This window comes from Clostridium sp. AF28-12, from assembly GCF_003435225.1.
GTDB lineage: Bacteria > Bacillota > Clostridia > Lachnospirales > Lachnospiraceae > Pilosibacter > Pilosibacter fragilis.
This window is the reverse complement of record NZ_QWGJ01000031.1, coordinates 433-12,718: the sequence shown is the minus strand read 5'-3', so window position 1 is coordinate 12,718 and position 12,286 is coordinate 433. Positions and strand designations below refer to the sequence as shown.

General features: G+C 48.4%; 16 protein-coding genes and 1 pseudogene. 16 read left to right on the top strand and 1 reads right to left on the bottom strand.

The annotated features are described in order from the left end of the window. The 4 genes from DWY93_RS15830 to DWY93_RS15815 form a co-directional block, all read left to right on the top strand. The coding region (locus DWY93_RS15830) for a Maff2 family mobile element protein (protein ID WP_242990726.1) at positions 1 to 74 on the top strand (74 nt) is incomplete at its 5' end. Positions 75 to 211: 137 nt separating this feature from the next. Beyond that, a complete protein-coding gene (locus DWY93_RS15825) occupies positions 212 to 436 on the top strand; it encodes a helix-turn-helix transcriptional regulator (protein WP_117472646.1) in 225 nt (74 codons plus the stop codon). 18 nt (positions 437 to 454) lie between these two features. Beyond that, positions 455 to 874 carry a nuclear transport factor 2 family protein gene (locus DWY93_RS15820; RefSeq protein ID WP_117472644.1) on the top strand — a complete coding sequence of 140 codons (420 nt, stop codon included), beginning with the start codon at positions 455 to 457 and terminating at the stop codon, positions 872 to 874. Between the two features lie 34 nt (positions 875 to 908). Next, positions 909 to 1,673, top strand: a complete 765-nt coding sequence (locus DWY93_RS15815; protein ID WP_117472642.1) for an MBL fold metallo-hydrolase — start codon at positions 909 to 911, stop codon at positions 1,671 to 1,673. A gap of 46 nt (positions 1,674 to 1,719) precedes the next feature. Here DWY93_RS15815 and DWY93_RS15810 read toward each other — a convergent pair whose 3' ends face one another. Then, a complete protein-coding gene (locus tag DWY93_RS15810; protein ID WP_117472640.1) occupies positions 1,720 to 2,535 on the bottom strand; it encodes a helix-turn-helix transcriptional regulator in 816 nt (271 codons plus the stop codon). Positions 2,536 to 3,063: 528 nt separating this feature from the next. Here DWY93_RS15810 and DWY93_RS15800 point away from each other — a divergent pair. The 12 genes and pseudogenes from DWY93_RS15800 to DWY93_RS17670 all read left to right on the top strand — a co-directional run. Beyond that, entirely contained in the window at positions 3,064 to 3,252 is a 189-nt protein-coding gene (locus DWY93_RS15800) for a hypothetical protein (RefSeq protein WP_117472637.1), read from the top strand. After that, positions 3,253 to 3,588, top strand: a complete 336-nt coding sequence (locus DWY93_RS15795) for a DeoR family transcriptional regulator (protein ID WP_117472636.1) — start codon at positions 3,253 to 3,255, stop codon at positions 3,586 to 3,588. It begins immediately after the preceding gene. Beyond that, on the top strand, positions 3,585 to 3,872 hold the full coding sequence (locus DWY93_RS15790; RefSeq protein WP_117472634.1) for a DUF3847 domain-containing protein: 288 nt from the start codon (positions 3,585 to 3,587) through the stop codon (positions 3,870 to 3,872). Before DWY93_RS15795 ends, DWY93_RS15790 begins: the two co-directional genes overlap by 4 nt. 398 nt (positions 3,873 to 4,270) lie before the next feature. Beyond that, the gene (locus DWY93_RS15785) at positions 4,271 to 4,774 is read left to right on the top strand and encodes a murein transglycosylase (RefSeq protein ID WP_117472632.1); all 504 of its coding nucleotides are present in this window, start codon (positions 4,271 to 4,273) and stop codon (positions 4,772 to 4,774) included. 290 nt (positions 4,775 to 5,064) lie between these two features. Then, a complete protein-coding gene (locus DWY93_RS15780) occupies positions 5,065 to 5,916 on the top strand; it encodes a MerR family transcriptional regulator (protein ID WP_117472630.1) in 852 nt (283 codons plus the stop codon). A 110-nt stretch (positions 5,917 to 6,026) separates the two neighbouring features. Further along, complete coding sequence (gene mobQ, locus DWY93_RS15775) at positions 6,027 to 7,616, top strand: MobQ family relaxase (RefSeq protein WP_117472648.1); 1,590 nt, start codon at positions 6,027 to 6,029, stop codon at positions 7,614 to 7,616. Between the two features lie 64 nt (positions 7,617 to 7,680). Further along, the gene (locus DWY93_RS15770; protein WP_181968568.1) at positions 7,681 to 8,328 is read left to right on the top strand and encodes a CHC2 zinc finger domain-containing protein; all 648 of its coding nucleotides are present in this window, start codon (positions 7,681 to 7,683) and stop codon (positions 8,326 to 8,328) included. A gap of 13 nt (positions 8,329 to 8,341) precedes the next feature. Then, entirely contained in the window at positions 8,342 to 9,637 is a 1,296-nt protein-coding gene (locus DWY93_RS15765) for a virulence-associated E family protein (protein WP_117472626.1), read from the top strand. 254 nt (positions 9,638 to 9,891) lie between these two features. Continuing rightward, complete coding sequence (locus DWY93_RS15755; RefSeq protein WP_117472622.1) at positions 9,892 to 10,089, top strand: hypothetical protein; 198 nt, start codon at positions 9,892 to 9,894, stop codon at positions 10,087 to 10,089. Between the two features lie 5 nt (positions 10,090 to 10,094). After that, on the top strand, positions 10,095 to 11,759 hold the full coding sequence (locus DWY93_RS15750) for a recombinase family protein (protein ID WP_117472618.1): 1,665 nt from the start codon (positions 10,095 to 10,097) through the stop codon (positions 11,757 to 11,759). Positions 11,760 to 11,921: 162 nt separating this feature from the next. Continuing rightward, a pseudogene (locus DWY93_RS15745) lies at positions 11,922 to 12,005 on the top strand (Maff2 family protein); the annotation flags it as partial. A 41-nt stretch (positions 12,006 to 12,046) separates the two neighbouring features. Continuing rightward, a partial coding sequence (locus DWY93_RS17670; RefSeq protein ID WP_242990723.1) for a VirB6/TrbL-like conjugal transfer protein, CD1112 family occupies positions 12,047 to 12,286 on the top strand: 240 nt, incomplete at its 3' end.

Below are 12,286 nucleotides of genomic sequence, written 5' to 3'. Positions count from 1 at the left end.
ACCTTCTGGAAGGTTACGGGTCGGACAACCCTGCGGCAAAAAGCCAGGGCATTAAGCAGTTGATGGCGAATTAGATGTAATAAAAAAGCGGAAAGGAAAAGCACAATCCAGACGAAACCGGCGGCTGTGTCAAGAAATCTTGTGAGTTGGCAAGAATTTTGATATAATGGGAAACAGGAACCCCGATACAGGGAGAAAGGCAGGGCGATAAATGCACATAAGCTATCAACCCCTTTGGAACTTACTGAAAGAACGAAATATGAGAAAAGAGGACTTGCGGCTTGCCGCCGGTCTTACCACAAATATGATTGCTAATATGGGAAAAGGGGAATACATCAGCATGAAAACACTGGTTCGTATTTGTGAAGCCCTAAATTGTGGCATTCTTGATGTGATTGAATTAGAGCAGGACAAAAAAGCTGAAATATCAAATTGACGAGGGAGGGGATGCGAGATGGACAATAGAGAAAGAATTATCAGACTTTGGTTTGATATGTGGCTTGCAAAAAGAGATTTAGGTATATTTGATGTATTTTCAGATAATGCCGTATATATTGAAAGTTGGGGGCCAGAGTACCACGGTTCCAAGAATATAAAACTTTGGTTTGAGGAATGGAATACCCGTGGAACCGTCTTGCAATGGGACATCAAACAATTTTTCCATAAAGGACATCAGACCATTGTTGAATGGTATTTCAAAAATAAGATGGACGCCGGTAATATAGAAGCGTTTGATGGAATGTCACTGATTGAATGGACGCCAGATGGTAAGATTGCCTTTTTAAAAGAATTTGGTTGTAACGAAAATCGGTATGACCCGTATAAAGATGGCATTATACCACATTTCAGAGATGAAACTGCAAAGTGGTTTTAACTGGAAATTCAGTTGCTGGAGGTGATTATGCAGAATGGATAATTGGTTTACCATTGAGCAAATAGACCGTGATACATTTTCTATTAGCGAATACAAGCATTGGGAAGAAACACATTGTTATCTATTATGTGGGGAAAAATATGCTATTCTCATTGATACAGGTTTAGGCGTTTCCAATATCAGAACAATTGTGGACTCTCTGACAAAGCTGCCTGTTATGACAGTTACAACTCATGTTCATTGGGATCACATTGGTGGGCATAAGTATTTTGATAATATCGCCGTACATGAAGCGGAAAGGGACTGGCTATCGGTCAGGTTTCCGATACCGCTGCAAGTTGTGAAGAATAATTTGACAAGGCTTCCTTGTGATTTTCCAAGAGATTTTGATATTAACGCTTATCAAATTTTTCAAGGTATCCCACAAAGAATTTTACATGATGGCGATTTTCTAAATTTAGGCGGGCGAGAAATTCAAGTTATTCACACGCCGGGACATTCTCCCGGACATTGTTGCTTTTACGAACCAGAACGAAACTATTTGTATTCCGGGGATTTGATATACAAGGGAAGCTTGGACGCATTTTACCCAACTACCGACCCGCAGCTATTCTATCAATCTATAAGGCGAATACGGAAATACAATATAAAAAAAGTTCTGCCCGGACACCATCGGTTGGATATTCCTGTTTCTTTGATAGCTGATATTGAAGCAGGGTTTGCACAATTAGAGAGAGCCGGAAAACTCAAACAGGGGAGTGGATTGTTTAAGTTTCAGGATTTCAAAATTCATATATAGTCAAAGCTGCCGTTGCAGGAACATCAATTCCCACAACGGCAGTTTTTTATTTCCAGCCCTTACGCCGGAAATTCATGCCGGAGTGTTTTATCAGAGGGGATTTTCGGAACAGCTTTTTCAAAGTGGTTCTTTCTTCTTCCGAGAGCCGCTTGTATTTAAGCTGAAACGCCTTGCAGAAGATTTCCAGAAATTCTTGCACCTTGTCCCCGGAAGAACGCATAGCCTTTTGGACTTCCTTTATCAGTTCATCAGCAGGCGTGACTGTCGGCGCACTTTCTATATCGTTCTCATGGGTTTTGCGTACATCGTGAAGAATGGTGTCCCATGTTTTGTGTGTGATATGACAGAAAAAATCTTCCTCTGCTATCTGACCGGCTTCTAAGATTTTCAAAGAACGGTCTGCGGCAGCTTCCGGGTGTTCTTCCAGTATCATAGCCCTTACAGCAGCCAGAGAATTATTTATATCATGGAAGCGCATGGCAGCCATACCGTCCACATAGATTTCTGTGTCTGCCATCAACTCCGCAAATTTTTCATGGGTAGCAATCTCACACAGAAGCCGGTTATTGATACGCCCGCTTTTTAATAGGTCTATCATGCTGTCACTCAAATGCAGCTCCGTCAAAGCTGTATTTGGGTGATTTCTATTTTCCGTCAGACATAGCAGATAGTCCGTAGACACACCGTAAAACTTCGCCAGTGTCACAAGGCTGCCGTGGTTGATTTCTTTATAATCATCATTTTCATAGCTGCCGAGGGCTGATTTAGAAATGCCGGTTTCCGCCGCCAATTCTTCCAGATTCAAATGCCGTTCCACCCGTAAATCCTTTAGCCGTTCTTGTATCGTAATGCTTTGTTTCATAAGCTGTTGCCCCTTCCCTGCGGCTTGCCGCCGCTACTGACATTATACCATACCATTTCCTTAATCGTGGAAAGTTCTGCTTTTTAACGGATTTTCCGACTTTGTGGACATACGGGAGAAGGCTCAAAAATGTTCTATCATACAAGTAATTCATCGATGGATATTTCCAATCGAATGACCGGCTTGTGTGGGATATGCTTCCCCGGCGATGTAGCGCCATGACTTACGGCAGGGAGATGGAGGAACCCTGACCGTGACGAGCGTACCAAAGGGAGCGATACGCCGCTGTGAGATTCAGGGGAGGAACGCCACCGGGGAGAACCGGCAAAAAGGACACTGAAATGATACCGAAATGCAACAATCACATAGGGAGCAACATACTCTAACCGCAATACTATGGGAGATTTCAAGGCGGCTCTACGGCTGTATTTTCCTTGAAAATCGCCCCGAAACACGACACAAAAAAACCATATCCGTCCATTCCCGCTGTTACGGCAGAAATGGGCGGTTTTCTATGAAGGAGGCCCTATGCCGAGAATGCCGAAAAAGTTGAAGAAGGAACTTGCTTTCTTCCTCAATGACCGGGGGCGTATGACCTACAACGACCTTTGCCGGAAATGCCAGCACACCTGCAAGCAGAGTTTCCGGGCGGTTGTGGTGGAATGCCCCCAGTATTTATCCAAACGAGCCAAGAAAAAGAAGGAGGAACCTGCCTGAATGGATTTTGAATTTATGACAATTGACACGCCCCTGCCGCCCTGTATGCCGCTTCCTAAAGCGGCGCTGCGGCTTCCTATCAGCAATACTGCAAAGGTTTTGTATGCTCTGTTGTTGGACACACTGCAAATGGCGGGCATGGAGGACAGCAACGGGATTCTGTTTATCTGTTTCCCCATCGTGGAATTATCGGAGGAACTCTGCCGAAGCAGCATGACCGTGAAGCGTTCCCTGAATGAGTTGGAGAACGCCGGACTGATTATGCGGGTACGTCGGGGTTTTGGAGAGCCGAACCACATCTATCTATTGATTCCACGGAAAGAGGTTGACCTATGAGTGAAAAGCTGGAACGGTTAAGCCGTGAGATTGAAAAGACCGAAGCCAAGCTGCGGCGGGCACAGCATGAAGAAAAGATATTGGAACACCAGATTAAGCAGCTTACCCGGAAAGAACGGACGCACCGGCTCTGCACCAGAGGGGCAATGCTGGAAAGTTATTTTCCCCACCCGGAAGCTGTGACCGATGAACAGGTCAGCCAAATTTTGAGAGTGCTGTTTCATCAGGAAGCTGCCCGGCAGCTTATGGAATCCATTCTTGCCAAGAACCCACAGAGGGAGTAAAAAACGATTGCCGGAAACGGCAGTTTTGCTTTCAGAACGGCAAGCAGCTGCTTTCCCCTCTGAAAGAGGGCGCAACTATACACCGGTCAAGCCGGTGCGTTGCGCCCTGCCGGGGGCTTCCTGCGGAAAGCAGATGATTTCCAGCAGATTTGCAATCAGCTTCCATTCCTCACAGGGGACGCTACACTTCCCCTGCGCTGGCTGCGCCAGCTACCCTTTTGTGGACTTGCCGCCCAGAAACAACGTGCTTTGCAAGTCGATAAGAAAACCGTAATAAAAAGAACATTGTAGGTTGTCTATGGATATGCTAAACTTAATTCAAGCACAAGTCATGTACAAACAATTTTAGATAATGGGCGTTAGTCCTATAGGAAAAATTAGAGTTAGGAGGAATGAATATGAAAGTAAAAGTAATAGCTATAATGTTGATGTTGTGTTCCATGTTATTATGTGCGTGCTCTACAAACAACACAACTGCAAATGAAAAGAAAGAAGTTGTTGAATCTGCTCAAGAATCAACAATAGCTTCAGAAAGAGAAACTCAATCCATTGAGACGGGTTCTGAAGAACTTGAAACAGTCAAAGTAACCGAAGCTACAGAGGAGTCTTTACCGTTTAAAGTGCAAATTGATAAGCCTGCATTACAAAATGGTAGAGAAAAAGAAACAACTGTAGTTATTACTACTGAAATAGAAGATTGGGAGTATACTGCCTCAGTAGTTAATGGAAAAATATCTAATTATTCTTCCACATCTTTTACTTATACGGTTCCTAAAGATGAAGAAATAAGAGAAGATACACTTACCATTTTATTATCCGATTATGAAAATGGTAAACAATACGAATACAGTATTCCCCTTATCTTTTCAAAAATTACTGAACAAATGATACAGGATAATTAAAAACTAAATATCAGCCGCCCGCTCATCGGCAGCATCTAAGCAGGAAATCAGAAACGGTTCCCTGCTTTTTTCATGTCCGGAACCGGGAGAAAGGAGTACGCAGACTTGCCGCCCGGAAACACCTTGCCTTGCAAGCTATTCCCGGTCAGCAAGTTTTATATTAGCTTTTGTTGTTTCTACCGATGTGAAGAAAAAATGATATACTCAAAGAAAAATTTGAAATTAACTATTGACCCTAACGGAGCGTCATAGACTAAAGTGAGTATATCAGGAACAGGAGGTCAACAGCTATGAGGACAGTAAAAGAAATATCAGATTTAACAGGTATCAGCGTTCGCACGCTTCATTACTATGATGAAATCGGGTTGCTAAAGCCGACAGAAAAAAGTGAAGCGGGATACCGGCTTTATGACGATAAGGCACTGGAAACATTACAGCAGATTTTGTTTTTCCGTGAATTTGATATTCCTCTTAAAGAAATCAAAGCTGTCATAGAAAATCCAGTTCTTGAAAAAAACCAGATTCTGCAAATGCAGAGAAAAATGCTGGTGGCAAAGAAAGAACGCATGGAGCGTCTGATTACCAGTATTGACAGGATTTTGAAAGGAGATAACACAATGGATTTTGAAGTATTTAGCAAAACTGAATTAGAGGATATGTACAACTCTATGGCAGCTAATATGAGCGAGGAACAGAAAGCTATTTTTATTGAGCATTATGGCAGTATGGAGGAATGGAAGAAAAAATTCCTTGAAGATGCTTCTACCGAAGCCGTTCAGAAAAATTTCCAGAAGATTGTGGAGTGGTATGGCAGCAAAGATAAGGCACTGGAAGCGTCTAAAAATCCGGGAAATACTGAAAGCTTTCCGGTTTATCAAAAACGGCTGGGAGAGATTATTCAGACATTGGCAGGAAAGAAAGGTCAGGATATAAATTCTCCAGAAGTGAAAGAATTAGTTGGAGAATACGATTTCTTGACAAAGCAGATGTTCCAACTGCCAGATGCTACTTCTATGGTGATGGAAATAGCTACTGCCTATCGTACAAACAAGGAAATTCAAACGGCACAGGATAGCGTTTATGGGGAAGGCACTACGGAGTTTATTGGACAGGCAATGGAAGCCTTTTACCAGAATAAATGATTTGTAACAATCAAATACCAGCCGCCCACCGGCGGCACACCTAAGCAGGAAATCAGAAACGGTTCCCTGCTTTTTTCATGCTCGGAACCGGGAGAAAGGAGAACGCAGACTTGCCATGTCCACACTATGACATCAACATCATTCAGCGCAGCAACCGCCAGTCAGCCGTTGCCGCCGCAGCCTACCAAAGCGGAGAACGGCTGTTTTCGGAATATGATGGGGAACAGAAATACTATTCCAACAAGAGCGAAATCGTTCACAAGGAAATCATGCTGCCGCCCCATGCCCCGCAGTCATATGCAGACCGCAACACCCTATGGAACGCCGCCGAAGCCATTGAGAAACAATGGAATTCCCAGCTTGCCCGCAGAATCGTGCTTGCCATACCGAGGGAAATCCCCCCGGGGCAGCACGCTGATCTGCTTCGGGACTACTGCCGGGAGTTTTTTGTTTCCAAAGGCATGATTGCCGATTTTGCCATTCACGACAAAGGGGACGGCAATCCCCATGCCCATATCCTTTTAACCATGCGGGCAATGGACGAAACCGGCAGATGGCTTCCCAAGTCCCGGAAGGTCTATGACCTTGACGAAAACGGGGAGCGAATCCGGCTTCCCTCCGGCAACTGGAAAAGCCATAAGGAGGACACCGTAGACTGGAACGACCAGACCAAAGCGGAACTCTGGCGGCAGGGCTGGGCAGACACTTCCAACCGCTATCTGGAAGCCAACGCCCTACCGGAACGCCTTGACCTTCGCTCCTACGCCCGGCAGGGCATTGATAAAATCCCCACCGTCCACATGGGGGCTGCGGTCAGCCACATGGAGAAACAGGGAATACCGACCAACATCGGAAACCTAAACCGGGATATTAAAGCTGCCAACGCCATTATGCAGTCTATCCGGCAGATGGTACGCAGCTTAAAGGGCTGGCTTGCCGACCTGAAAGAAAAGAAGCAGACTGTCCTTGCGGCGCTGGAAGAAAAGCGGGAACCCACCCTGCCGGAACTGCTTTCCCGGTATCTGGATTTGCGGAGTGGAGAACGCTCCGGCTGGACTTCTAAGGGGAAGTTAAAAGGAACGGTTTCTGATTTTAACAAAGTCATGGAAGCCCTTGACTTCCTGCGGCAGAAAGAGATTTCCACCGTGGCGAGCCTTGACACCTATCTGGATAAGGTCAGCGAAACAGCCGTTTCTATCCGGGCAGAGATGAAGCCGAAGGAAAAGCGTATCCGGGAGATTGATACCCTGCTTTCCCATATCGAAAACTTTGAAGCCGGGAAGCCGGTTCATGCCGAGTATGCCGCTATCCGATGGAAGAAACCAAAGGAACAGTTTGCCACCGCCCACCGGGAGGAACTGGACGCTTACTATGCCGCTGTTCGCTATTTCAAAGCCCATTTGGAGGGAAAACGGTACAACCCCAAGAAGCTGACAGAGGAAAAGGGACAGCTTACCGAGGAAGTGGCTTCCCATAAGGCGGCACTGGAAGCGGTTCAGGCTGATGTGCGGATTTTAAGGGACGTGCGGCACTGGCTGAATCAGGTCTTACCGTCCGACCAGTACCGACAGACCGCCGAACCGGGCAAAAAGAAATCCACCATCGGGGAACTGAAAGGACGGGAACAGAGAATCCGGGAGGAACGGGCAGAGAAGAAGCTGCCGCCCCGGACACAGAAACAACAGGATATGGAACACTAAGCGTCTGCATTTTCAACCGGGAATGTCAGGCGCTTTTTCTATGCAGACGAAAGGAGGGCTGCACATGAATGTATTTGAAGCCGTGAAGCAGTCTGTCACCGCAAGACAGGCTGTAGAGCATTATGGAATCCGTGTGGGGAGGAACGGGATGGTGTGCTGCCCCTTCCATGAGGACAGAACCCCCAGCATGAAGGCAGACCGCCGCTATCACTGTTTCGGCTGTCAGGCAGATGGGGACGTGATTGACTTTGTTTCCCGGCTGGAAGGAATCCCGGCAAAGGAAGCCGCCCTGCGGCTGGCAGCGGATTTTTCCATTCCCTATGAGGACAGGGAGCCGCCGAACAGAAGCCGGAGCCGCCCCAAGATACCGCAGGAATCCCCGGAGCAGCAATTCCGGCGCATGGAGCGCCACTGTTTCCGGGTACTGTCCGACTACTATCATTTACTGCGCCGATGGGAACGGGACTATGCCCCCAAGACCCCGGAGGACGCATGGAACCCTTTGTTTGTGGAAGCCTTGCAGAACAAATCCCATGTGGAATATCTGCTGGACGTGCTGCTGTTTTCGGATATGCAGGAACGGGCTTTCCTTGTTATCGAATACGGAGAGGAAGTGAGGAACCTTGAACGGAGAATGGCAGACCTTGCCGCCAGAGATACGGCAGGCTGTAACCGACACCATAGAAGCCGCCCCGCCGCCCCGGAGCGTTGAGGAAGTAAAATCCATGCTGGAAACCACAGAAAAAGGTGGCTTCCGCAACAGTATCAAGAACTGCCTGACCGTGTTCCGGTATGACCCGCTGCTTTCCGGGGCGGTTGCCAAGAACCTGCTGACCGAGCGCACCGACATGATGAAGCCCATCGGACACCGGCGGGCGTTTGGGAAGTCCATGACCGACATGGACATGAAATATATCCGGCTCTATCTGGAAGAAACCTATGGGCTGACAAGCGAGAAAAAGATAGCGGACGCCGCCGACCTTGCCGCCAATGAGAACAGCTACCACCCAATCCGGGACTATCTAAGCCGCCTGACATGGGACGGGACAGAGCGAATCCGCTTTTGTCTGCGGCGCTTTCTAGGAGCCGGTGCAGATGAATATACCCATCAGGCATTGCGGCTGTTCCTTCTGGGAGCCATTCACCGGGTATTCTCCCCCGGCTGCAAGTTTGAAGTCATGCTCTGTCTGGTGGGCGGTCAGGGAGCCGGGAAGTCCACCTTTTTCCGGCTGCTGGCTGTGAGGGACGAGTGGTTTTCCGATGACCTTAGAAAGCTGGACGATGACAACGTATACCGCAAGCTGCAAGGGCACTGGATTATCGAAATGTCAGAGATGATTGCCACCGCAAACGCCAAGAGCATTGAGGAAATCAAGTCTTTTTTAAGCCGCCAGAAGGAGGTCTACAAGATACCCTATGAAACCCACCCGGCAGACCGCCCCCGTCAATGCGTGTTCGGCGGCACGTCCAACGCCCCGGACTTCCTGCCCCTTGACCGTTCCGGCAACCGGCGTTTCCTGCCGGTCATGGTAAACCCGGAACAGGCGGAGGTTCACATTTTGGAGGACGAAGCTGCTTCCAGAACCTATCTGGAACAGGTATGGGCGGAAGCAATGGAGCTTTACCGCACCGGAGACGTGAAGCTGTCCTTCTCCCCGGAGATGACCGCCTACCTCAAAGAACATCAGCGGGAATTTATGCCAGAGGACACCAAAGCCGGAATGATTCAGGCATACCTTGACCGTTTTACCGGCGAAGCGGTCTGTTCCAAACAGCTATACAAGGAAGCCTTAAACCACCCCTTTGACGAGCCGAAGCAATGGGAAATCCGGGAAATCAATGACATCATGCACCACTGTATGACCGGCTGGAAGTATTTTTCCAATCCCCGAATGTTCCCGGAGTACGGCAGACAAAAGGGCTGGGAACGGGAAACTCCGGCAACGGACAGCGGCAACGGAGCCGGAAAAACCCCGGAGGGATTCGTGGAGGTCACAGAGCAGATAGAACTTCCCTTCTGAAAAAATCTGCCCCAAAGCTATCCCGTTGTCGGCTTTGTTGCTATCCCGTTGCCGAGCCGGTTGCCGGGGAAAATCCCGTAACTGCGGGCTTTTCTCCCCTCTGACAACCAAAACAACCGAAAAAGAAAAGAAAATATAAATAATAACGTAACCGCCAGACAGAGATGATTTGCAAGGTTTTTTGAAGCCCGTTGCCGGACTTCGTTGCCGCCCTCTCCATGTCTGGCTATTTTCATGTATGGAGGTAAATGCCTATGGCGAAAAACAAAACAGAGATTCATGTAACTGCCGTATTTGATGGCGAACTGGACGCTACGGACGTATTTGTGAGCCTGATTGCACAGAGGTACGGAGGAAAAGACAAGCGGAATAATCTTGCGAAAACACAAGAAATAGAGTATAATAAAGATACGGTTCAGAAAACCGATGTACCGTCTGGATTGTGCGGGTAACGGTTATGATGAACAGTTATGAATACACAGGCATGGACGAGGTGCTGGCTGGCGGCTTCCGGGCTGCCATCTACTGCCGGTTAAGTAAAGACGATGACCTTGACGGGGAGAGCGCCAGCATTGCAAACCAGCGGGATATGCTGGAAAACTACTGCAAGCGGCAGGGATGGGAGGTTACAGCGGTCTATCAGGACGATGGCTACACGGGGCTTAACATGGAGCGTCCCGACCTGAAACGGATGTTAAAAGCCATTGAGCGCAGACAGGTAAACCTTGTTATCACGAAAGACCTTTCCCGTCTGGGAAGGAACTACTTGCAGACTGGGACGCTGATTGAGGATTTCTTCCCCCGGCATGGAGTACGCTATATCGCAATGAATGACGGTATCGACACCCTGCGGGAGAATAACGACATTGCGCCTTTCAAAAATATCCTGAATGAGATGTACAGCAAGGATATTTCCAAGAAGGTACATTCCTCTTATCTCCTGAAAGCCCAGAAGGGGAAGTTTACCGGCTGCATTGCCCCCTTCGGCTACCGCAAAGACCCGGAGGACAAAAACCATCTGTTGGTGGACGAGGAAACTGCCCCCATTGTCCGGCTGATTTTCAGTTGGGCGCTCAATGGACACGGCCCCAACTATATCCGGCGCAGGCTGGAAGAACAGAAAATCCCCTGCCCGACATGGTGGAACCGGGAACGTGGCTTCCGCAATGTCCGTACCAAGTGGGAGAAGCAAGACCCGGAGAACGGCAGGTATATGTGGGATTTCTCCGTCATTAAAGACATTTTGATGAATCCCGTCTACACCGGGGCAATCGCTTCCCAGAAAACGGACTACCGCTTCAAAATCGGAACTATCCGGGAGAAAAAGCCGGAGGACTGGATTGTGGTGGAGGGACAGCATGAGCCGCTGGTTGACAAAAAGAGTTTTGACATTGTGCAGGAAAAGCTAAAATCCCGCCAGCGTCCGAGGAACACCGGGGAAATCAGCCTGTTTGCAGGGCTTATCAAATGCGGCGAGTGCGGGAAGTCCCTGACCGTCCGTATGACAAACGACAAGCACCCGAAGCAGATTTACTCCTGCAAGACCTACAATGCCTATGGGAAGAACCATTGCAGCCAGCACCGGATAGACCTTGACACGCTTTCCACCCTTGTCCTCCACAAAATCCGGGAGTGCGCCAATGCCGCACTGGTAGACGGGGAAGCGGTGGCTGACCGGCTCTCCGATTCCTGCAAAGCCCAGCAAAAGGGACAGCGGGAAGCGCTGGAACGCTCCCTTGCCAAAGACGAGGAACGGATTGAGGTTCTGGAAAAGCTGGTTATGCGGCTGTATGAGGATATGGTTGCCGGACGTGTCAGCGAAACCAACTTCCAACTCCTGATGGAAAAGACCCAGAAGGAGCAAAAGGAACTAAAGGAACGGGTAGACAAAACAAGGAAGCTGCTGCATGATGAAATCCAGCTTGCCGATGACGCACAGCAATGGATAGAATCCATTCAGGCGTACAGGGACATCACCGAACTGGACGCAGCCACCTTGAACCGCCTGATTAAAGAAATCATCGTCCACGAATCCATAGACGATGATAAGACAAGACACATTTCTATCGAAATTCATTTTAATCTCAAACCCCTCCCGGAAGTGGAACAGGTCACAGCCTGACCTGTCCCCGCCGGGGCGGTTCTTAACAACTCCATATATTTCTTGACACGCCGCCGCCCGCCGATGGCTGTTGTTACACCTAATTAGGTATGAACCCTATGGTTTCCGGCAATTTCAAAAGCCAATGAAATCAAGGGGAAATGGATATGTTCCAGCTAATTAGGCATAACACAGCTCATGGCTGGCGGCGGTGTCGTTCTGATCGGTCTTCAGCTTATCCCTCTGCTGTCCGGGCTGTTCAGCTAAGTGTCACCCGTTGTCCCTTTTTCCAGAAAAGGAGCTGATATATGGACTTTATCATCGACGCAATCGTTGAATGGCTGAAAGGTCTGCTCGTCGATGGTATCATGGGGAATCTGGACGGCCTTTTCGATAACGTCAATCAGAGCGTTGGCGAGATCGCCACACAGGTCGGCACGACCCCGGCGGACTGGAACGCCGGGGTCTTTTCCATGATACGACAGATCTCCGAAACTGCCATTCTGCCAATCGCCGGGGTCATCCTCACTTTTGTTATGACCTATGAA

What these genes read in the sequence shown, in the direction of transcription:
- DWY93_RS15750 (WP_117472618.1), top strand. Translation starts at nt 10,095, where the DNA reads ATGATGAACAGTTATGAATACACAGGCATGGACGAGGTGCTGGCTGGC.
- DWY93_RS15785 (WP_117472632.1), top strand. Translation starts at nt 4,271, where the DNA reads ATGAAAGTAAAAGTAATAGCTATAATGTTGATGTTGTGTTCCATGTTA.
- DWY93_RS15800 (WP_117472637.1), top strand. Translation starts at nt 3,064, where the DNA reads ATGCCGAGAATGCCGAAAAAGTTGAAGAAGGAACTTGCTTTCTTCCTC.
- DWY93_RS15795 (WP_117472636.1), top strand. Translation starts at nt 3,253, where the DNA reads ATGGATTTTGAATTTATGACAATTGACACGCCCCTGCCGCCCTGTATG.
- DWY93_RS15765 (WP_117472626.1), top strand. Translation starts at nt 8,342, where the DNA reads ATGCTGGAAACCACAGAAAAAGGTGGCTTCCGCAACAGTATCAAGAAC.
- DWY93_RS15820 (WP_117472644.1), top strand. Translation starts at nt 455, where the DNA reads ATGGACAATAGAGAAAGAATTATCAGACTTTGGTTTGATATGTGGCTT.
- DWY93_RS15825 (WP_117472646.1), top strand. Translation starts at nt 212, where the DNA reads ATGCACATAAGCTATCAACCCCTTTGGAACTTACTGAAAGAACGAAAT.
- DWY93_RS15755 (WP_117472622.1), top strand. Translation starts at nt 9,892, where the DNA reads ATGGCGAAAAACAAAACAGAGATTCATGTAACTGCCGTATTTGATGGC.
- DWY93_RS15815 (WP_117472642.1), top strand. Translation starts at nt 909, where the DNA reads ATGGATAATTGGTTTACCATTGAGCAAATAGACCGTGATACATTTTCT.
- DWY93_RS15810 (WP_117472640.1), bottom strand. Translation starts at nt 2,535, where the DNA reads ATGAAACAAAGCATTACGATACAAGAACGGCTAAAGGATTTACGGGTG.
- DWY93_RS15790 (WP_117472634.1), top strand. Translation starts at nt 3,585, where the DNA reads ATGAGTGAAAAGCTGGAACGGTTAAGCCGTGAGATTGAAAAGACCGAA.
- DWY93_RS15780 (WP_117472630.1), top strand. Translation starts at nt 5,065, where the DNA reads ATGAGGACAGTAAAAGAAATATCAGATTTAACAGGTATCAGCGTTCGC.
- DWY93_RS15770 (WP_181968568.1), top strand. Translation starts at nt 7,681, where the DNA reads ATGAATGTATTTGAAGCCGTGAAGCAGTCTGTCACCGCAAGACAGGCT.